The following is a 20,331-nucleotide window of genomic DNA, read 5'->3' as shown; positions in this document are numbered from 1 at the left end:
TTTGTCACCTCGTTTGATTTTCTGAGTTTAATATTATATTCAAATCATTTCTTTGACAAGCTAGTAATCTTCATCCAATCACTTTTTAAAATTTCGCCTATCCTACACTCCCTCTCCGCACATCCAAATACCCATCAAACATATAAACCCCTTCCACCACATAATCCACTGCGTACTTCCCCGCCAACTGCTTCTGCAACTCTCCAATTGATAGAATTTCTCCACTTTCTTCATACCAATTTCTCAACATCACAAACACTTGATTTTCCATCTAGACCATCTCCCTCTTCCTATTCCCAAACCGCCCATACTCCTTATCAAACTCCAACTCCACCGTTCCAGTAGGACCATTCCGCTGCTTGGCTATAATAACTTCTACTCTAGTAATCTCTTCACTCTCCCGACTATAATAATTATCACGATAAAGAAATGAAATAACATCTGCATCCTGCTCGATGTTTCCTGACTCTCTCAGATCCGACATGAGCGGGCGTTTATCTTGTCGTGACTCGACCCCACGTGACAGCTGTGATAGTAGCACGATAGGAATATTTAGTTCGACCGCAAGCAGTTTCAGCTCGCGCGTTATTTCACCAATCTCTAGATCCCTGCGCTCTTGTTTACTTGATGGTGTCATCAGCTGTAAATAGTCAATAAATACAGCATGGCGCTCACCTGGATTATCACGAACTGCTTGCCTAACTGTGGATCGAATCATAGCTGAGGTTCGAACATTATCATATAGCTGCAGACTCCAGTTTGAGATTGTGCCAATCGCCTGTAATGCATTCTCATAATCTTTTTCAGAAAAAATCATGCTGCGCCATTTCTGACTGTTGATGGATCCTTCTGCTGAGATCATTCGCTGCAATAACTGCTTTGTCCCCATCTCTAAACTGAAAATCAATGATGATCCACCGTTTTTCGAATGCCCAGCTGCTAGATTCAGGGCAAATGCAGTCTTTCCTACAGATGGTCGTGCAGCAACAATAATCAATTCGCCACGCTGTAGTCCGCCCGTCATATCGTCCAAATCATGAAATGTCGTGTTAAAACCCGATTGTTCATCTGTTGGGAAGCACATTTCATCGGTGATTTCGAGTAAATAATCATATGTCGTTTTCTCCTGCTTACTTACACCAAGTTCACGGTATCCTTCCAACTGACTAATCAACAGATCAAGCTCCTCATCTGTTGGATTTTCCGCAAATCGTAATGCACACGTTCTGGCCATGCGATTTCGGTATGCATCGAAAATCAGCCGTTCATGATGCTTCAAACTCGCGAGGCTAGGTACAGACTCTGCCATTTCCACTAATCGGCTCGATCCCCCCACCTGTGTTAGCGCATCTCCCAATTGCGTTACGACAGAAACCAGATCGATTCTACTCGCAGCATCCGAAACTTGTTTCATAGCACGGTAAATCACTTGATGTTCCACATGATAAAAATGCTCTTCCTGCAGTTCTAATTCGTTAAACAGTGACCCTTCCAACAGCACCGATCCTAATACCGACACTTCTGCTTCAAAATTAACTAAGCCTATCATTGGTCTTGTCCCTTAATAATTTCGTCAGTTGCTTGTGGAAAGCCTGTTTCACTTCGATTGAAACGCTTGCCGCCTCAGCCCGCCACATACTGATGTTTTCCAGATGGTTGTTGCACACTGGCGGATATGCAGCTATTTCTGCAAGTGTCGGTGCAAACGGATGTGTCCCAACATATGCAGACAATTTCTCCATCACGGCTTCATAATCCATTTGAACCAACTGTGAAATCAGCATGTGCGCTTTCCTTTTGGACACTTCGAACTTCGGATAAATATCACAAATCGTTTCCAGTACGTGAACTGCCTCTTGTTTATTCATAGCCCCATCTCCGCTCTAAGTTCATCAAATACCGATAGCTTTCTCGCTGCAGGATGCTTTCGAAATGGAACCGTATTTTCCTCCATGTTTCTTTTCTGATCTTCATACGTTTTAACAGCCGCAACGGAGTCAACATGAGCACCTGCCCATTCCTGCAAAATTTTCTCCAAGTATCGAAACGTTCGACCATCATGCTTCGTCATCAGCTTAATTGCCTCAAGGATTACTTCCTCCCCAAGCTGATCGCACCACTTAACCAATTCGCTCTTTGCCAGTGGACTTAGCTTTCCGATATTTTCTTCATAAATAGTTACAAGTCGTTCTTCACGCGTTTCTTCTCGTCCTCTTACTTTATTTTCTTTTTCTTTATGTTTACGTATGTTCCGGGATTGCTCCTGAAATGGTTCCGGAAATGATTCCTGTGATTGTTCCGGATAAAGTTCCAGTGATTGTTCCGTTGTATGAAAAAATGAAATCATTCCATATACTGGCGCCTTCCCTTTTTTGCCGTTTTCACAAGTGATTAACCGATGTTCCATAAGCTGTTTTCGAGCCTCGTTTATCCTTTGTACCGACAAGCCTGTCAAATTACCCACCAAAGCATTCGGCGCATTAAATTGATGTTTCCATCCCGTCGTATTATTAATCATCATCAACGTGTGCCACAAGAGTGTTGCATTAGCCGAAAGTTCATTAACCTGCACCCAATCCTTAAATGCATTTAGTTCTTTAATATAATTCATCATCATTTCCCTCTCCGGTATGTAAAATAAAAGCACAATAAACCTACGCAATTAACGTAGGTTTGTGTATTCTTGATCTTGTATCCATAAATCAATAGAAGCTTTCGTAAACAAAATGCGATTTCCAATCTTCAGATGCGGAATCTCTTTTGCATGAACCATTGCATAAATGGTATCGGTATGAACCCCCAGGTAATTCGCAACTTCTTTAACCGTTAACGTTTGCCGTTCCATATGAAAAACCTCCCATTTCGATAGATGAAAGTGGATTTAACCGAATTCTATCGGAGTAAAACACTTTCTATCTCTATAATCGAATAGAGAGGTCGGTTTGGTGGCATGGTGGTAGGAAAAATTTTAAATTTTCTTAAAGATAATAAAAATGCCCGTCACTTGAACTAATTTAGAATAGTTTCGAGGATTGGGCACCAAATAATTACTTATTCCATCTCGCAAAGTAAGTATTGTCTTTATAAATTTAGTATTAAGTGAATTAAGTCATATACGCCTGACAATCAGCTAACTTTTTCAAATTCTTCTCTGATGGTTTGCATTTCAGATATGGAACGTTTTTCATCCACTTTTCAATATCTTTAAATTACGAATGTTCAACTATTATGTAATGAAAGTGTTAAAATGTTAATAATAACTAATAAAAGTAGGAGGGAAGTAGATTATGTATATATCAAAAATGTATATAAGAAACTTCAGAAACTTCTGTTCACAGAACTTCTTATTCCAACCAGGAGTAAATACTATTATAGGAGAGAATGGATCTGGAAAGACAAATGCATTTTTTGCCTTACGAATTATGATTGATAATAAGTTACCAATAAGTGCTTCTAAGCTCATAGAAACAGATTTTAACAGAAAATTAACTAGATGGCAGGGGCATTGGATTATTGTATCGCTTCAATTTAAAGATTTAGATTCAAGTGAAGGAGCAAATATACTAGCGCATAAACTTGAGCATATAGATGAAACAGTAAGTAGCGGTTCCTATCATTTTTATTTTCGACCGAATAAAAAGTATAGAAAGAAACTTTACGAGCTCTCTCTAGACGATGATAAAAATCAGCAAAAGCTTAACGAAATTTTAAATGAGATAACAATAAACGATTATGAGGGTGTATATCATTTTCGAGGCACAGCTGATTTTTCTGATGAATCAATATATAAAGAACTAGTTGGTGATTTTGAAAATATTATTTTCCCTAATCCTGATGATGAAAAAAAGGATTTATTGGGTATTACTACATCCCAAATTTTTTTAGTACGATCAGAGATTACTTGTACATATATCAAAGCTCTTCGAGATGTAATGTCTGAGTTACGCAAAAAAAGGCAAAGCCCGTTGTTAAGCTTATTAAGGGGAAGCGCTAATAACATTCATGTATCAGCAGCCACAGATATTACAAACAAGGTAACAGATTTAAATGAAACAATTAGTAACCTTTCAGAGATTAAGGAATTAGCTAAAAAGGTGAAAAAGACAATTGATTCTACTATAGGTTTTACGTATGCACCAAATGTAAGTATCCGTTCTGAGCTACCTGAAGATATTAATAAACTGTTTCAATCGTTAGCACTTTGGGTTGGAGATGGTGAGGATGCAAGTTATCAAGGTAAATTAGAAGATTTAAGCTTAGGTGGAGCAAATTTGATCTATATTACATTAAAATTATTAGAATATGAGTACAAGCAACCATCTGAAGAAAAAGCCGCTCATTTCCTATTAATCGAAGAGCCAGAAGCACACATCCATACTCATATCCAGAAAACGATGTTTGATAATTACAAGTTTCAAAACACACAGGTTATTACAACAACGCATTCGACTCATATTTCCTCAGCAAATAAAATAAAGTCGGTAAATATTTTATGTAAAGAGGATAATGAAACTATCGTCTGTCATCCAAGCATTGGACTTGATGAAAAGGAATCTAACAAAATTGAACGGTACCTTGATGCTACGCGGAGTACATTATTATTTGCTAAAGGGGTTATCTTAGTTGAAGGCGACGCGGAATTAATCCTTATACCCACTCTTTTCAAAAGTGTATTTGGTTTAAGTCTTGATGAAATTGGGATCAGTTTAATAAATATGAACAGTACGGTATTTGAACATATTGCAAACTTATTCCATAATCAAAGAATAAGACGACATTGTTCCATCATTACCGATTATGACAAATCACTAATTCCCTTGAAAGAAAATGGAACAAATGACACAGATGAAGAGAAAAAATCTCGTAATTCTGAAATTAAAGGAGAGGAAAGAAGACAAAAGCTTGATTCATACTGTAAAGGTAATCCTTGGGTTGAAGCCTTTTATGCAAGCTATACTTTCGAAGTTGATTTTGTTTTAAACAGTAATGAACCAGAAATAATACAAACACTCAACAAAATTTACAAATCACAAAATTCAATAGACGCTTCAAAAGCATTATTATCGTCAAGAGATGAAATTAAAATAGGTTGTGAGACCCTTCGCTTAGCTAATAAGGTTGGTAAAGGATGGTTTTCACTTACACTTGCAGAAGAAATTACATTTGAAACGTTTGTTCCAGAATATATCTTAGAAGCTATTGCGTTTGCTGCAGGTCATATTGGTTATAATCATTTTGAGAAAATGGCTAAATACCGAGTAGAAAAACATTGCAATCACGACGAATTATATGAATTTATAGAGGATCTAGATGCAGTGAATGAAGAAGAGAAAACATATAGTAAATTAGAAGAATTAACTAGCGAATATTTGGAAAGTAATGACGATTTTTTATTATTTATCGACCTACATGAGAGGTATCACTTATGTTAAGAGGTTTAAACAGCCAACAATTAGATGCTGTAACAACGAATAAAAATGCACTCGTAATAGCGTGTCCTGGAAGCGGAAAAACAAGAGTGCTAACTCAAAAGATTAATTATGAGTTGGAAAGGCTAGAAAGTAAAAGGAAGTTTATTGTTGCCCTCACTTTTACTAATCGAGCAGCTGAGGAAATACAACGAAGACTAGACGAAATGGGAATTCCCCAAGAACAACTTTGGGCTGGTACAATTCATTCGTTTTGTTATCAGTGGATTATTAAACCATATGCGGCTTATGATCCATCATTACTGAACGGTTTTTCCATAATTGATGAAAATAAAAAGAAAAAAATATTAAAGCAGCTTAATGAAAAGCACTCACTCTCTTATTATAACAATATTAATACTGCGTTAAACAGAGAAGGAGAATATCTGAACTATGACTCTAACAATAATTTAATTGCAAAAGAGTTTCATGACAGTATCCTAGTAAATAAGGAAATAGACTTTGATTTATTACTTTACTATTCTTATAAAATGTTAAAAAATAATAGAAAAATACGCTCACATCTAGCGAATCTATTTTCTTATATTTTTGTTGATGAATTTCAGGACACTCAAGACCTTCAATACGCTATTATTGGACAAATCATTACTGAAGCCAACCATAAATGTAAATTGTTTCTTGTAGGTGACCCCGATCAAGCAATTTACGGTTCCTTAGGAGGAATACCTAAAAGTTTATATGAAATACAAGTAGAAATTGGTAATCAAGAAATAGAGTTAAAAGATATACCAGGTAACTATCGCTCAACTCAAAGGATGGTTGATTTTTTTAAAAATTTTCAGTCTACAAATGTGAACATTGAAGCGTTTGGTAAGAATGCAAATGTAAATGGATTAATCACACTTGATACATCAACAAATAAAGATAACCTTTACAAAGAGTTTGCCGATATTATTACTCATAATCTAAAAAACGGTGTAAAGCCAAGTGAAATATGTATTATTGCACCACAATGGTATTTTCTTACCCCGCTCGCACAAAAATTAAAATCGTTATTACCAGACGTTCCTTTTGATGCACCAGGAGTTTCACCACTACCTACAAATAGAGAAAATTTTTGGTGGAAATTATCAAGGCTTTTCTTAACCGAAATTACACCTGAAACATCTATGAGTAGATTTAGATGGATGAGTCAAGTGATTGATGAACTCAACACTTACACAAATGGCTCTTTAGGGAATGAACATATAGATTGCCGCAGATATCTAAAGTTAATAAATTCAATTAATCCTTCTGAAACAATAGGCATACTTTATTTGAAAGAAGCCTTTAAGGGTTTCTTGAATAAACTGAATCTAGACATCAATGACCACTATGTACTAATCGAACAATGGGAATTATTCTTTAATGGTATTCAGTCTAGATACGAATCAGCTAATTTTATTGAAACCCCCGATGACGTACATTATTTCAAAAGTATATTTAAGCCTTCAACTGGCGTTGTCATAAATACATGTCATGGTGTTAAAGGTGAAGAATTCGAAACAGTAATTGCATTCGGGTTACTATGGGGATATGTTCCTCATTGGAGTTCTATAATAGATCAACCATACTATATTTCAGAATCTGCTTCAAAAAAATTATTATATGTGATTGCTTCAAGAGCAAAAAGTAATTTGCATTTATTTGCTGAACAAGGAAGAAAGGCAAAATCAGGATTTGAATACAAAATAAACGAGCAATTAGCACAAACTAGGTTTCATTATGATAAAATCTATTATCACGCCGATAGCACTTCAAGCTTATAAAAATGAATATCATTCCTGATTCCTTTTATGGTACTTTTGCGGGGATCAAATTGCCTATTAAAAAACACTCAATATTGGATGGCGAAGGTATTCTTAAGCAATAAAAGTAAAGCACCCGAATTTTATATTATTTCCTTGATAATATATAAAAAGTAGAGAACTAATCGGATTCTCTGCTTTTTTCTGTTATCCGAATAATAGCCTTGCTTCTTAGTTTTGTTACTTATTGGTCAAGATCTAGCCTCAATCACGCGTAATACTTGTAACAAACACAAAAAATAACCAAAAAAAATTCTCTTGTACTGGTAATAGGACAAGCAATCTCCCACATAGATTAAATTACAAAACAGCTGGGGGACAATGTAAATGAATATATATGTTTACCATAAAGATGTAACAAAAGGAATGGAAGAAATCGCAACGGGAACAATTGACTTAATAATTACTAGCCCACCGTACTGGAACTTAAAAGACTATAAACATCCACAACAGACGGGTTTAAATTTGACTTACAAACATTTCCTAAAGGAATTGGAAAAAGTCTTTTTAGAATGCATGCGGGTAATAAAAGTAGATTCATTTATCTGTATAAATGTTGGAGATGTTAGAACGGGTAGTTATAAACAAAGTGGACGACCTAGAATATATTCACTTCAATCATCTATAATCCGATATTTTGAAGAAATGGACTTCGATTTATATCAACATTTTATCTGGGAAAAACACAGTGTTAAAAAGGAGAAGAAAATACACGGTTCTGTTTGTAGGGATAAATATAAAGGTTATGCTGTACCCCCTTTTCTATATACAGATCTTACAACAGAACATATATTAGTTTTTCGAAAACCAGGAATTAGAGAACGCCCTACACTGGAAGAGCGACAAAGTAATAAGTATAATTTACTCGATAAAGAACTGTTACAAGATTGGCTTAAACCAGTATGGCACATAAATTCTCCCAGAAAAGGAAAACATAAAGCCACTTTTCCAAAAGAAATTGTAAACAGGCTAATTAAAATATTTAGCCTTCAAGGAGAAACAGTATTGGATCCCTTCGTTGGAACGGGAACAACACTTATAGGTGCAAGTGAGAATAAGAGAAATTCAATTGGTTATGAACTAAACTTCGATTATATAAAACCATTCATTGATCAGTATGAGCTGGATTGTACTGATTATAAGTATTATAGAAATGGCTAATGTTCTAGCTGTGGGGGATCGGTGAAATCATCGTTAATTATATGAGGTGATATTAAATCTGACTTATAAGTCATTAACCATTCCAAAAAATTAATATATTCAACATCAGTAATATTAATAGCATGTTGTTGAATGAATAAATTGAAGAATTTTGGATATATCAATTCACCAAGCTCTTCGTACGCATCTGCCAAATTTATTTCCTTCTCAATTACTTTCGTTACATTAAATCCGAAAACTTGTGGCCAATACTTAGTTCTTACACCGTTTTTAGTTGCTATTTCACTCGGCCATAGAGGCTCCCGTACATCAACGCCTATTCGTTCACAATATTGATCACGACTCATTAAAGGCAAGCTTACTTCACATATCCAGATTTCTTTAATTATCCATTTTGGATGAATCAAATTGTTTTTTTCCCAATATTTATTTACTGCTGCTTGGGTACTCTGAGGGCCACTAAACCTTACAAATATAACTTTATCCTTTAGGGCAATTTCATAAGGGTCAGTAAGATTTTTAGGGCACCAAATGTGTGAATCTATTGCAGGAAATATTATCTTATCATTATGCTTTATCTTCTTACCATAAAAGTTTTTCTTTGTAGCACTAAAGAGCCAATTTTTGTGCGCCTTGCCGCTTCTACCAAGTATTTGTTTGTGTAATAATCTATCATGGTTTTCTTTTACATAATTGTTAAAGTCCTCATAATCTAATTCATAAACATCTATAGGATAATTTTCAAATAAATGTTTTGGTGGATTATCGTGTCTGAGAACTATTATACATCCGCCATCTTTGAAAAACTCTTTAAAGGATTCTACATATTTTGGTTCTTTATGATAATTAAATTCTGACGTGAGAAACTTAACTTCTGCCTGTCGCCCATCCTTATATGTGGCATCTCGTTTAAATTTAATCTTTTCAACATCCGGGAAATTTCCATTTATTATATTTACGTCATCCACGATGAAAGATTTAGGTTTGTATTGCACTTTCCCTTCTTTAACAACTAAATTAAGAGTAAGCTTACCATTATTATTTTTATGGTACATATATTCATATAAAACTCTTTCCTGTAAGTATGCTTTTCCAACTACCATTGGAGATAATCCCTCCTTGGAAGTATTATTTACAATAAATTGGAAGAGCATACTATTGCTTATAATGTGCTTAAACAAGATGGATAAAGGTTAGTAAAGGAAAAAGCAATATGAAAACTATTTCAACTTAATTATTAGAATTACTAGTATTTTGTATTAATGATGATGTATGGATAATTATGGTGTAAAATGTATTTGTACTTTACTAATCCTTGAATTGCTTTCATATAAAAAAATCTATTTAAGAAAACAAACCTAGACGAATAATTCTTGTGAAATCGACGAGATTCTAAAAAATGAAAAATAAGTTTACTGGTATAGTAGAAAGATTGAAAGACTGATATCGATGAGTATATATGAGAGACTTAATAAAGTAGAAACTGTCGATAAAGCTCAGCTGGCATTTCTAGATACTTCCGAGAAGAGTTTGCGGTTTATGGTTAAATCTTTAAACCAACAGGACTTTTGAAAGATAATTAGTTTAAATATACGTGTTTTTCTGGAGAACGATTTTACGGCATGTACTATTGATAGACATTTAGGAGGATATGGCAAATGATTGATAAAGAAGAGGAAGATAAACCACAAACTAACTATGTACAACATTTTTCAACAAGAATTCCGTGGAAGGATAACGATTATACTGGACGAATTGATAATAACCCAAGGTATAATGTAGCTGCTCAAGTAATCTCAAACATTGCATCGACACGGGATTTGGAGTTTGAAGAAACGAATAAAGGTAAAAGTTACGAACAAGTAGGGTCAGTAAGAATGCAAAGCTGGATTACAGAGAACGCTGCATTCATGAGTGATACAAAACTTGAACTTAAAATGAACCATCCATACAAAAAGGGAAATGCTAAGTTTAAGCATTTTGAAGAAACGAATTTTGATATGGACCCCTACTCATTCTTATTGCGCCCCTTTTCATGGACTTTAAAGGATAATGCCAATGAAAAACAAAAGTATTACAATTTCTACTTTGACTTAGAAAAAACAGAACAAATGCTGAGCTGGTCAAGTTCGTGGGTATCGCATGGCGAATCTCAAAAAGGAATTTTCGATTACTTTTTTTCCGGAGTTAAACCACACAATTCATTGATATTTCCATATTACAAACAAGTTCCGTTTGTCGAGGATAATCGGCGTGTAATTGCAGGAATAGGAAATATAGTATCAAATGTAGAAATTCATGAGTATGAATCTGATGGAAGCAGCGACGAAAAAAACTACATTTGGGAGACAAATGCAGCTCATTCAATAAGAGTTAATGGCAAAGAAGGCTTTTTAATGCCATATCATGAAATTTCCGAGTATGTTAAAAAGCATCCTGATTTTGATGTGTCGAGTGTCACTTTGTTTGAAGCGACAGGTTTTAGATCGGAATTTTCATATGCAGCTGAATGGGTCAGCTACGATGCGGCTATTGATGTGCTAAATCAAGCCAAGAATGCATTGAAAAATATTGCTAAGCTCAAGTTAAAAGTAGCCAATCATGAATGGGTTAATGTTCAACTTGAATATATTGATAATCAATTAAAAAGGGTTTGGAATCAACGTGGTATTTTCCCAGGTTTAGGTTCGATTTTATCAGCTTTCGGTGTTAGATATGGTTTCGATGTTGCTCAGCATGTTGATACTTCTGAAAACAACTTGATTACTGAATTGAAGTTATATTTTTCGGGGGAGAAAGAAACTGGCAACGAAAAACTGGATGAAGGCTTGGCTGAGAAAGAGGATGAGTTTACTGGTTTATTAAGAGATGAAATCAAGACTCGGTATTTCGAACTTTTGTCCCGATTGAATCTTTCTGTTGAACAAGCTATTTATGCTTGGGGTCACCTAAAAAGTTATGCTTCTGAAATTGTTGAAAACCCATACCGATTATTCGAACTTACACGAAAAGAAAAGGACGAACATCAGGTTACTATCTCTCAAATCGACAATGCAATGTTTGTGAATCCGTTGATGGAAAATAGGTATCCTCTAAATAAACCAACCAAAATGAGAACTGAAGGCGATAAGCGTCGATTTAGAGCATTGGTGATATTTGTTTTGGATCAAGCTGCAAATCAAGGCCATACTTTACTTAGCTATGATCAAATTGTTGAAGAAATTAACAAATTACCATTAGATCAAAAAACGGATTTTCAAACTGAAAAAATTGAAGGTGTAATAGAGTTTTTGCAGGATGGTGAATTGTATGTTGATGTGGAAAATACTTACATAAAGCTGAAAGAATATCAAGATTATAAACAATTGGTAGTCGATATAGTGAATAGCCGTTTAGAAACTAATTTATCGAGTGAACAAAACTGGGAAAAAATTATTAACGACCAATTTGGAAAACTTCAAGAAGGTAATGAAGAAAAAGATCAATTGGCTCGTGATGAAAAGGCGACAGCGTTAACGATTCTTGAGTCATCTAGAATATCTGTCTTATTGGGAAGAGCCGGGACAGGTAAAACATCAGCATTGGGGATTTTAGCTTCTTCAAAAGAAATTAAGGCTGGTGGAGTATTAGCATTAACTCCCACTGGGAAAGCAAGAGTTCAACTTGAGAATTCCGTTAAGAAGAATAATGTTGAAGCTGAGTTTATGACTGTTGCACAATTTTTAATTCGTTCAAAGGGTTTCAGTTGGAACACAATGGCTTATAAGATGCCAAGCAAACCTAGTTCGAGTATTGCTAAAACTGTTATTATCGATGAAAGTTCAATGCTGACTGAAGATATGTTTGCTGGCATATTAAAGCTTGTTGATTCTCATGCAGAGAGAATTATCTTTATAGGAGATCCAAATCAATTACCTCCAATAGGTGCAGGGCGCCCCTTTGTTGATTTAATCAATTATTTAGAGAATTCCCATCCAGATAAGGTGTCAACGTTGAAGATTGAAATGAGACAAGGTGCAGGTGGTGATGATTTATCATTTGCTCAAGTATTCTCTAATTCGAATGCAGTCGATAAAGATGTAATTTACCGTATTCAGAGTAATCAAACAGATAATCGTCTTAAATATATTCATTACACTGATTTAGACGAGTTAGAAATAATGTTCTCTGAACAAGTAATAGAAGTTGCAAATATGACAAATAAAGATGATATTGATGGTTTCAACAAAAGTTTGGGAGCTACTGTAGGGAAATATACAAATTATCTAACTAGTGAACATATAGAAGACTGGCAAATTTTATCTCCAACTAAATTTATTGGTGCAGGAAGCTATTATTTGAATAATCAACTTCACCAAAAATACCGTCAAGACATAGTTGAGAAATGGAATGCATATCCATGGTCAAATAACAGTCCTCAATCTGTTCAAAACATCGTATACGGAGATAAAGTCATATCTAATGTAAATGGTGAGAAGGATTACTGGGATGGTTCATTGGGGAAAGCATATATTGCAAATGGTGAAATTGGTATTATGGCAGATTACCCAAGCCACTATGGCAAAAATGATAAGAATACTAGTTGGTATAAGTTCCGTTTCGGCTCATTTGAAGGAAAAGTATTTTCATATACTAAAGGTGACTTTGGTGGTGATAATAGTGATTCTAAGTTAGAACTTGCTTATGCTCTTACAGTTCACAAATCACAAGGTTCTAGCTTTGGTAAAACCATAGTAGTCATAAATGGTAAAAGTTCATTTGTTACTAAGGAACTTTTGTACACCGCATTTTCTCGTCAAAAAGAAAAACTAATTATACTAAGTGATTTATCAATTCAAGAATTAGTTCAGTATTCCAATGACTGGTATTCGGATACCAAACAACGGTATACGGACTTATTTGAAGTTCCAAACATCATTGAGATAGAGTCTAGTAAACAAATACGGTACTTTGAAGAAAAACTAATCCATAAAACGGTTCGTGGTGAAATGGTAAGATCAAAGTCCGAAGTAATTGTGGCTAATATACTTGATAAGATGAAAATTGAATACACCTATGAAGATTCAGTAGATGTTAATGGTAAAACCTATATTCCTGATTTTACTTTACGCTACCAAGGAAAAACTGCATATTTAGAGCATCTTGGAATGCTAAGCAATAAATCATATAAAAAGCAATGGGACGAGAAAAGAACAAATTATGAAAGCGTGGGAATTTCGGAAACTCATGGAAACTTGATAATTACAGAGGATGGATTAGACGGAAGCTTGGATGCAACACTAATAGAGAGTAAAATTCAAACATGGATAAAAAATAGTTGATTTATTTCCAACAACACATAATTAGATAACTCACTAGGTTCCTCATACCTGTTATCTAATTCATCAAATCGAGCCATGTAGTGTGTAACAATGATGGAGCGAGTTTGATAATCATAAGGTATAGTATATGCGAACACTAAGAAAAAGAATGAGGGATAAGGTATGTCAGATAAACTTGAAATAACTGACGAAGCCGCTGAGTGGAAAAGCAAAATTGTAAAAGCAATGACAGATGTTGAATATTACCCTGCTATTCAACGAAATTATTAAAGCTTTAATCGAGAAGAAAATCTAAAACAAGGTCATTGCTGCCCAGCACAACGATACTATTCAATAGAAATTGGTCTCCAACAATCGAACGCTATTGCGAAAGACCATAAGCCTAATTCTCCGGTAAAAATAAGGAGGATTAGGCTTTTTAACTTTTCCATTGTAAACGTCATTTACTTCAAGTCGTAAATTCGGTGGCATCCTTCGGTAAAACCACATGGCAGTGATGGTACATTCTTGCGACTGTAATCACCAGGTTTCTAACTTAAATATATTAATCTTCTAAATACAACATATACGTTGTGTACCTTTGTCCCCCTTGAATGGATAATAATTCTGAAAAGGGGGATTCGTGTGGTAGACAAGCAGCTTCAGCAACTGATTGGACAACACTTAAGAAAATACCGACACGAAAAAGAGCTCACTATCGAGGCATTAGCTGAGCAAGTGGAAATAAGCCCGAATCACCTGGGGCGTATTGAACGTGGTGAATACAATACAACACTTCACACGTTTATGAACCTGGCTGTGCAGTTAGATATCCCTTGTGATTTCTATGAGGAAATGAAGCAACTCTACAAAAATAAGAAAGCCTAAACAGCGACACACCCCACACTCCCGCCTTTATCTAATCATAAAGGAGTCATACCACGTGACAAAGCAGTTTACATTCGAAGAAATTTACAAGCAAAACGAAAGACGCATCCATTACCAAATTCATAAGCTGAACATCCATGACCCTCATCAGGAATTTTTCCAGGAAGGCCTTTGTGCCATGTGGAATGCTTATGAAACCTACAATCCCGATAAAGGTCCACTTTCTACTTACTTCAATTTCACTATCCGCAATCGCCTCATCGATTTAATCCGAAAGCAAAACCGATATGCAGAGAAAGTACAAACCTACCTCCAGGAAAACACCACTGAATTAACTTCAATTTCATCCACCAATTTCGAAAACCCCATCCTGATGGACAACTCGCTACTTTGGAAACAAATTCGATCACAGTTAAATTCTAATCAACGGAAATGGCTATATTTTGTTGTGATGGAAGGTATGTCATTAAAAGATCTTGCTGCTCAGGAAAATACTACGGTTGATGCGGTAAAGGGTTGGTCTAAGCAGGTTCGGAAAAAGTTACGGAATAGTGAATTTCGGGAGCAGATCCTGGAGGCTATGAATGACAAAAAATAACTAAAAGGGTTTGCTAATAAACAGTATATGCACCTTATCTATTAAACAATTTATTAGAATAAAGATGACGAAGAATAATACAGCTTAATTTAATTTGAGAACTATTGAAGCAACCTATCAGAAAGATATACATAAGAAGTAATCAAACTAATCAATGAAATAATTGATTCTAGAAGATACAGAAGGTATATTCTTTTGAAACCATATATCATAACTTATAACAAAGATGTATCAAGCTAAATAATCCTAAGTGAAAACATACGTTCTTATCAGAAAGTATGATATAATTATTTAGTAGACTACTACTTAAAGATTAATTGTAAGGTATGGTGATTCAAGTGAAGGTTATATCTCTATTCTCAGGTGCTGGAGGCATGGATCTCGGATTTATTCAAGCAGGACATGAGATAATTTGGGCTAATGATATTGATAAAGATGCTGTTGAAACTTACAAAATAAATATTGGAAGACATATCTGTTTAGAGGATATAAAAAATATTAGTAGTGAGAATATACCTTATGGTGACATCGTAATTGGCGGATTTCCTTGTCAAGGATTCTCAATGGCTAATACAAAAAGGTCTGAAGATGATGAAAGAAATCAACTTTATCTTGAATTATTCAGAGTAATAAATGAAAAAAAACCAAAATATTTTTTAGCTGAAAATGTTAAAGGTATTTTAAGTTTAGGTAAAGGCAAAGTCGTAGAAATGATTTTAAAGGACTTTGAAAAAGCGGGATATAAAGTTAAATATAAGCTATTTAACATGGCTAATTATGGTGTTCCCCAAAAGAGGGAACGAGTTATCTTTCTTGGTGTTCGAAAAGACATAGATGAAAATATAGATTTTCCAGAGGAAACACATAGTCAACACCCTGAAGAATCGTTGTTTCCTCTTAAAAAATGGGTTTCCATCAGCGAAGCTCTCACAGGTATTCCGGAACCATCGGATGATTCTACAATACCAAATCATGTTTATTCAAACTATAAAGTTGTTACAAATAAAAATTTTACGGGGCATAGAATGGTTGATCCTAATAAACCCTCTCCTACAATTCTTGCAAGAGGAAATGGAAAGGGAGGAGTGGTTGTTATACATCATCCAAGTAATAAACGTCGAATGTCAGTAAGGGAAACTGCTGTAATTCAAACTTTTCCTATGGATTTTATTTTTGAAGGGTCTCGAACATCATGCTACAGACAAATAGGAAATGCTGTCCCGCCTTTATTTGCAAACATGTTAGCCAAAAAACTATTTAAAGTTGAAAAGGAGGAAACTGTATAACATGAAGGTAATATCGTTGTTTTCGGGTGCAGGAGGTATGGATCTGGGATTTATTAAGGCAGGGCATGAAATAATATGGGCTAATGATATTGATAAAGAGGCAGTAGAGACATATAGGAAAAACATCGGAGATCATATTTATCTTGAAGATCTAAATAATATCAAAAGTGATGATATACCGAACGGAGATATTGTAATAGGTGGTTTTCCTTGTCAAGGTTTCTCAGTTGCTAATATGAAAAGAACAGTTGAGGACGAAAGGAATACCTTATATTTAGAAATGCTTAGGGTAATAAAAGATAAACAACCAAAATATTTTGTAGCTGAAAATGTTAAAGGTATTCTAAGTCTTGGAAAAGGGATAGTAATTAAAAAAATCATTGGTGACTTTGAAGAAGCAGGGTATAGAGTTAAATACCAACTTTTAAATGCAGCAGACTACGGCGTGCCGCAAAAAAGAGAAAGGGTATTCATCGTAGGTATTCGTAATGATGTTAATGAGGAATATAATTTTCCAAATCCTACACATGCACAACCACCAACCAATATTATTTTAAATAATAAACCATGGGTTACAATTGGTCAGGCATTGGCTAACATTCCAGAACCAGAAGATGAACATGAGCTATTTAATCATGAATACAGTCAATACAGGTTAAAATTCAATGGTTATATAGGACATCGTCGTACAGATCCCGATAAGCCCTCTCCTACTATAACTGCCCGGGGGGATAATAAAGGTGGTGCGGTTATTAATCATCATCCTAATAATCATAGAAGACTTTCAGTTAGAGAAGTTGCAATTATTCAAAGCTTCCCTTTGAATCACGAATTTATTGGGTCAAAAACTTCAGCTTATAGACAAATTGGAAATGCAGTTCCTCCCAAATTAGCAGAACATGTTGCTAAGGGCATTCAAATTAATAGCTTGGTAGTTAATTAAAAATCCCCCCTTTGGGGGATTTTATTAATACACTTAATTTTTAATGTATCCAGGTATCACTTCATTAACATAATCATCTATCGATACACCATACTCTTCTGCCTTTTCTTTTAGAACATAATAAACATCATCTTCTACTCTTACAATATACTTTCCGAATTTCTTCGGATCGCTCCAGTGACAATTTACACAATCAAAATGCGTACACTTTTTACATATTTCCCTTTTTCTTCCGTTACAAATTTTGCACATTGTTTGTAGTTTGTCTAACCAATCATTTGTACTAGTATCTAATTGATCAGCTTCAATTTGTATCGGAACCTTATGATCTGGTTCAAGCTCATGTTCTTCAAATTGCTGTTGACAAGCAACACAAGTGTAATTATCCCTTTCATAAATTTGTTTTTTCATTTTTTTAGTTATATTTGTCCTCTTCTTCATCGAATCTCTGCTTTGTGTTAAGTTATCAAGTCTGTATTGGGTCATCCTTTGACCATTTTCTACAGTGTATTCCCTTTGGAGTCCAAATCCACATTCCTCTAAAGCGGTTATGGTTCTGCTAGGATCACCATATCTCCTAACCCCATCCTCACCTGTTGCTTCTAGCTCTGTTCTTGAATGCCAACTTAAGTCCTTCAGCAACATAAAAGCATGGATTGCTCTTTTTTCAATAAATGCATATTCATTTCCATCAATAGGTACCACAATTATGTCATTCGCAAAAATATTTGAAGTGTTTTGAATGAACTTTATGAATTCACCAAATAAAACAGGAAACTCCTCATTAATGTTTAATGTCTTATTATATTTAATTTGCCTATCATCGATCTTTAGCATCGAATTATTTAAATCAACGACTTCACATACTTCAATGATTTTATTTATAACAGTTTTTGTGCTATCAAGAAAGAAATTTACCTTTCCATCTTCCTCTATAAATATTGAAAACAATGTGTTTTTAATATTTTGTTTATTGAATAATTTCCATTTTAACTGAGTTTCACCAGTTGAGAGCTTTTCTTTTTCACCTTCTTCGCCAAGTTCTTCATTAAGCAAACTTTCAAGTTTACTGACATTATCCTCAATATGCATTTGAATCCCTCCGACTACTAACTCAATAAATTATACCACATTTTTAACTTATTCTTTTATAAACAAACAAAATAATCATGATACAACACTCTAATTATTCATATTGGTTATCTGTCCTGTCATATGTGAAAATATCCATAACATTTTGGACAGTTGTTTTATTTACAACAGCATTGGAATAAATTTTTTAATATCATCTGTATAACCCTCTGATACCTTACCTTTTTTATTTGGAAGGTATGTCTTTCCATTTGGATTTTTCACGCCTTACCCACTAGTTTGATACCCTCCAGTATGCGGTAGTAATAAAAGAAGATGCAATAATAGGGATATTTGTTACGCTAGTTCCTCATTTCATGTGCCGCCTCTGTTACAACCGCTACTTTACCGTCTAATCTCGTCATTTACCTCTAAATCTAGCAATTATCTTTTACTCTACTAGATTAGTTAGTATATTATAATAACCTTTAGTAAATACATTGTTTGGTTCTATAGTAATATTTAGGAATTGCGAATTACTTCTCATTTTAAAGCTTTTTGACACCTATTCTAGTTCAGATTCGATTGTATACATATAAGATGTTGTACTATTACTATCGTCTGTACTTAGGAAAAAGTGTCATTGGGTTTGGTATATTCGAAAATAATATGCATCTTTTTTCGATACAAGAAACTTGGCCATCTCGTCCCTTGTTTCAATCATTAGCAATCCCATAAATCTCCCCAATCCGCCGAAGCACTTTATCAGCCCATTTCTTGCATAGGATATCCACGCACCAGATGTAAACCTTTCATCCCTAATCACTTTTGTTAATATGGCTTTAATTAGTTGTTTATCCTCTTTTGGAATTATTCTATCCATTTCGTCAACATTTGTAATACCAAATTCCTCTAATGTATTCGAGTAAGCTGCATCAACAAAGCATACTTCATAGACACATTCAGCGAACTCCATCATCTTTTTGAATACTCAGTATACAGAGGGTTCGATTCGTTTACAAAAGGGTTTTCTTCTTCCGATAATCCAGTGCTGTCTCGAGACAGTTATTCGAAGTACGGTAAATACGCAAATAACATTTGGTAGTCTTTCAATGCTATCACTTCCACGTTAATTGTCGCGATTAATTAGAACTGTATACTTTTTTATTCCTTTTTTATATCTTTATATTACACTGACAAAAACTGGTTTAACTATTTTCATAGAAAAAAGTAAATTTTCACCAATAAAACCAAACATTCAACCGTCTACTATATGAAAGGGGGCACAAAATGAACGATCCAATTTTTCAGCAATCAGATAAATCCATTAACGACATAGAAGAATTTAAACAGTTATTCTGTAAACATAAGAAAGATGTATTTGCGATGGCACTATCCATCCTTAGGGACTTCGAGTTAGCTGAAGATGTGCTACAGGAAGTATATATCAAACTTTTCCAGTATAAGAAAAACAATGTGATTTCGAATGTTAAAGCATGGCTAATTTCAGTATCCAGAAATACAGCACTAGATTTGTATCGAAAGAAGAAGCGTGAGTTAACGGGTTTTGAAGCTGATTATTTTGAACGGATGGAATATTTGTCGGAAGATCCTTTAGATAAAATGGTGTTGGCAAAATACCTAGAATTACTTGATAGCGGAGAGAGGCAGATTGTCATTTTGAAGGATATTTCGGGGATGAAGCACAAGGAAATTGCTGAAATTGTGGAAATGCCTTTGGGAACCGTACTTTGGAAATATCGTGTGGCACTGAATAAGCTTAGAAAATCTTTAGGATAGGAGGAATT

The 20,331-nt window shown here is 34.6% G+C and carries 17 protein-coding genes; 9 read left to right on the top strand and 8 right to left on the bottom strand.

Going from position 1 to position 20,331, the window contains the following annotated elements:
• Positions 1-97 precede the first annotated feature (97 nt).
• The 5 genes from ACY9Z2_RS10190 to ACY9Z2_RS10170 are packed head-to-tail and all read right to left on the bottom strand — an operon-like array spanning position 98 to position 2,845.
• A complete protein-coding gene (locus ACY9Z2_RS10190) occupies positions 98-271 on the bottom strand; it encodes a hypothetical protein (protein WP_463609530.1) in 174 nt (57 codons plus the stop codon).
• Positions 272-1,549 (bottom strand): replicative DNA helicase, encoded by a 1,278-nt coding sequence (gene dnaB, locus ACY9Z2_RS10185; protein WP_463609529.1) that lies wholly within the window; start codon positions 1,547-1,549, stop codon positions 272-274.
• On the bottom strand, positions 1,533-1,868 hold the full coding sequence (locus tag ACY9Z2_RS10180; protein WP_463609528.1) for a replicative helicase loader/inhibitor: 336 nt from the start codon (positions 1,866-1,868) through the stop codon (positions 1,533-1,535). Before ACY9Z2_RS10180 ends, dnaB begins: the two co-directional genes overlap by 17 nt.
• The gene (locus ACY9Z2_RS10175; protein WP_463609527.1) at positions 1,865-2,611 is read right to left on the bottom strand and encodes a DnaD domain-containing protein; all 747 of its coding nucleotides are present in this window, start codon (positions 2,609-2,611) and stop codon (positions 1,865-1,867) included. The genes ACY9Z2_RS10180 and ACY9Z2_RS10175 overlap by 4 nt, the downstream gene beginning before the upstream one ends.
• 51 nt (positions 2,612-2,662) lie before the next feature.
• Positions 2,663-2,845 carry a helix-turn-helix domain-containing protein gene (locus tag ACY9Z2_RS10170; RefSeq protein ID WP_463609526.1) on the bottom strand — a complete coding sequence of 61 codons (183 nt, stop codon included), beginning with the start codon at positions 2,843-2,845 and terminating at the stop codon, positions 2,663-2,665.
• Positions 2,846-3,287: 442 nt separating this feature from the next.
• Between ACY9Z2_RS10170 and ACY9Z2_RS10165 the strand changes: the two genes are divergently transcribed.
• From ACY9Z2_RS10165 to ACY9Z2_RS10155, 3 genes are all read left to right on the top strand, one after another.
• Positions 3,288-5,432: an AAA family ATPase gene (locus ACY9Z2_RS10165; RefSeq protein WP_463609525.1), complete on the top strand. Its 2,145-nt coding sequence runs from the start codon at positions 3,288-3,290 to the stop codon at positions 5,430-5,432.
• Complete coding sequence (locus ACY9Z2_RS10160) at positions 5,426-7,237, top strand: UvrD-helicase domain-containing protein (protein WP_463609524.1); 1,812 nt, start codon at positions 5,426-5,428, stop codon at positions 7,235-7,237. Before ACY9Z2_RS10165 ends, ACY9Z2_RS10160 begins: the two co-directional genes overlap by 7 nt.
• A gap of 366 nt (positions 7,238-7,603) precedes the next feature.
• On the top strand, positions 7,604-8,437 hold the full coding sequence (locus ACY9Z2_RS10155; protein WP_463609523.1) for a DNA-methyltransferase: 834 nt from the start codon (positions 7,604-7,606) through the stop codon (positions 8,435-8,437).
• Here the strand turns inward: ACY9Z2_RS10155 and ACY9Z2_RS10150 are convergent.
• Positions 8,434-9,540: a hypothetical protein gene (locus ACY9Z2_RS10150; protein WP_463609522.1), complete on the bottom strand. Its 1,107-nt coding sequence runs from the start codon at positions 9,538-9,540 to the stop codon at positions 8,434-8,436. The two genes, ACY9Z2_RS10155 and ACY9Z2_RS10150, sit on opposite strands and share 4 nt — an antisense overlap.
• Positions 9,541-10,095: 555 nt before the next feature.
• On the opposite strand from ACY9Z2_RS10150, the gene ACY9Z2_RS10145 reads away from it, so the two are divergent.
• The 5 genes from ACY9Z2_RS10145 (at position 10,096) to ACY9Z2_RS10125 (ending at position 17,452) form a co-directional block, all read left to right on the top strand.
• Entirely contained in the window at positions 10,096-13,758 is a 3,663-nt protein-coding gene (locus ACY9Z2_RS10145; RefSeq protein WP_463609521.1) for an ATP-dependent DNA helicase, read from the top strand.
• Positions 13,759-14,382: 624 nt separating this feature from the next.
• Positions 14,383-14,625, top strand: a complete 243-nt coding sequence (locus ACY9Z2_RS10140) for a helix-turn-helix domain-containing protein (protein ID WP_463609520.1) — start codon at positions 14,383-14,385, stop codon at positions 14,623-14,625.
• 55 nt (positions 14,626-14,680) lie between these two features.
• Complete coding sequence (locus tag ACY9Z2_RS10135) at positions 14,681-15,223, top strand: sigma-70 family RNA polymerase sigma factor (RefSeq protein WP_463609519.1); 543 nt, start codon at positions 14,681-14,683, stop codon at positions 15,221-15,223.
• A gap of 326 nt (positions 15,224-15,549) precedes the next feature.
• Positions 15,550-16,509: a DNA cytosine methyltransferase gene (locus tag ACY9Z2_RS10130; protein WP_463609518.1), complete on the top strand. Its 960-nt coding sequence runs from the start codon at positions 15,550-15,552 to the stop codon at positions 16,507-16,509.
• Position 16,510: 1 nt separating this feature from the next.
• Positions 16,511-17,452: a DNA cytosine methyltransferase gene (locus ACY9Z2_RS10125; RefSeq protein WP_463609517.1), complete on the top strand. Its 942-nt coding sequence runs from the start codon at positions 16,511-16,513 to the stop codon at positions 17,450-17,452.
• Between the two features lie 33 nt (positions 17,453-17,485).
• Here ACY9Z2_RS10125 and ACY9Z2_RS10120 read toward each other — a convergent pair whose 3' ends face one another.
• Positions 17,486-18,544: an HNH endonuclease gene (locus ACY9Z2_RS10120; protein WP_463609516.1), complete on the bottom strand. Its 1,059-nt coding sequence runs from the start codon at positions 18,542-18,544 to the stop codon at positions 17,486-17,488.
• Positions 18,545-19,163: 619 nt separating this feature from the next.
• The gene (locus ACY9Z2_RS10115) at positions 19,164-19,502 is read right to left on the bottom strand and encodes a hypothetical protein (protein ID WP_463609515.1); all 339 of its coding nucleotides are present in this window, start codon (positions 19,500-19,502) and stop codon (positions 19,164-19,166) included.
• A 311-nt stretch (positions 19,503-19,813) separates the two neighbouring features.
• Between ACY9Z2_RS10115 and ACY9Z2_RS10110 the strand changes: the two genes are divergently transcribed.
• Positions 19,814-20,323, top strand: a complete 510-nt coding sequence (locus ACY9Z2_RS10110; RefSeq protein ID WP_463609514.1) for an RNA polymerase sigma factor — start codon at positions 19,814-19,816, stop codon at positions 20,321-20,323.
• Positions 20,324-20,331: the final 8 nt, after the last annotated feature.

The sequence above is a fragment of the Virgibacillus sp. GM2-2 genome, from assembly GCF_055329585.1.
Note: the sequence above shows the minus strand (reverse complement) of the source record. Positions and strands in the feature narration are given on the sequence as shown.

Coding starts and splice junctions, on each gene's coding strand:
- ACY9Z2_RS10190 (WP_463609530.1), bottom strand. CDS start 271: ATGGAAAATCAAGTGTTTGTGATGTTGAGAAATTGGTATGAAGAAAGT.
- dnaB (WP_463609529.1), bottom strand. CDS start 1,549: ATGATAGGCTTAGTTAATTTTGAAGCAGAAGTGTCGGTATTAGGATCG.
- ACY9Z2_RS10180 (WP_463609528.1), bottom strand. CDS start 1,868: ATGAATAAACAAGAGGCAGTTCACGTACTGGAAACGATTTGTGATATT.
- ACY9Z2_RS10175 (WP_463609527.1), bottom strand. CDS start 2,611: ATGAATTATATTAAAGAACTAAATGCATTTAAGGATTGGGTGCAGGTT.
- ACY9Z2_RS10170 (WP_463609526.1), bottom strand. CDS start 2,845: ATGGAACGGCAAACGTTAACGGTTAAAGAAGTTGCGAATTACCTGGGG.
- ACY9Z2_RS10165 (WP_463609525.1), top strand. CDS start 3,288: ATGTATATATCAAAAATGTATATAAGAAACTTCAGAAACTTCTGTTCA.
- ACY9Z2_RS10160 (WP_463609524.1), top strand. CDS start 5,426: ATGTTAAGAGGTTTAAACAGCCAACAATTAGATGCTGTAACAACGAAT.
- ACY9Z2_RS10155 (WP_463609523.1), top strand. CDS start 7,604: ATGAATATATATGTTTACCATAAAGATGTAACAAAAGGAATGGAAGAA.
- ACY9Z2_RS10150 (WP_463609522.1), bottom strand. CDS start 9,540: ATGGTAGTTGGAAAAGCATACTTACAGGAAAGAGTTTTATATGAATAT.
- ACY9Z2_RS10145 (WP_463609521.1), top strand. CDS start 10,096: ATGATTGATAAAGAAGAGGAAGATAAACCACAAACTAACTATGTACAA.
- ACY9Z2_RS10130 (WP_463609518.1), top strand. CDS start 15,550: ATGGTGATTCAAGTGAAGGTTATATCTCTATTCTCAGGTGCTGGAGGC.
- ACY9Z2_RS10125 (WP_463609517.1), top strand. CDS start 16,511: ATGAAGGTAATATCGTTGTTTTCGGGTGCAGGAGGTATGGATCTGGGA.
- ACY9Z2_RS10120 (WP_463609516.1), bottom strand. CDS start 18,544: ATGCATATTGAGGATAATGTCAGTAAACTTGAAAGTTTGCTTAATGAA.
- ACY9Z2_RS10115 (WP_463609515.1), bottom strand. CDS start 19,502: ATGATGGAGTTCGCTGAATGTGTCTATGAAGTATGCTTTGTTGATGCA.
- ACY9Z2_RS10110 (WP_463609514.1), top strand. CDS start 19,814: ATGAACGATCCAATTTTTCAGCAATCAGATAAATCCATTAACGACATA.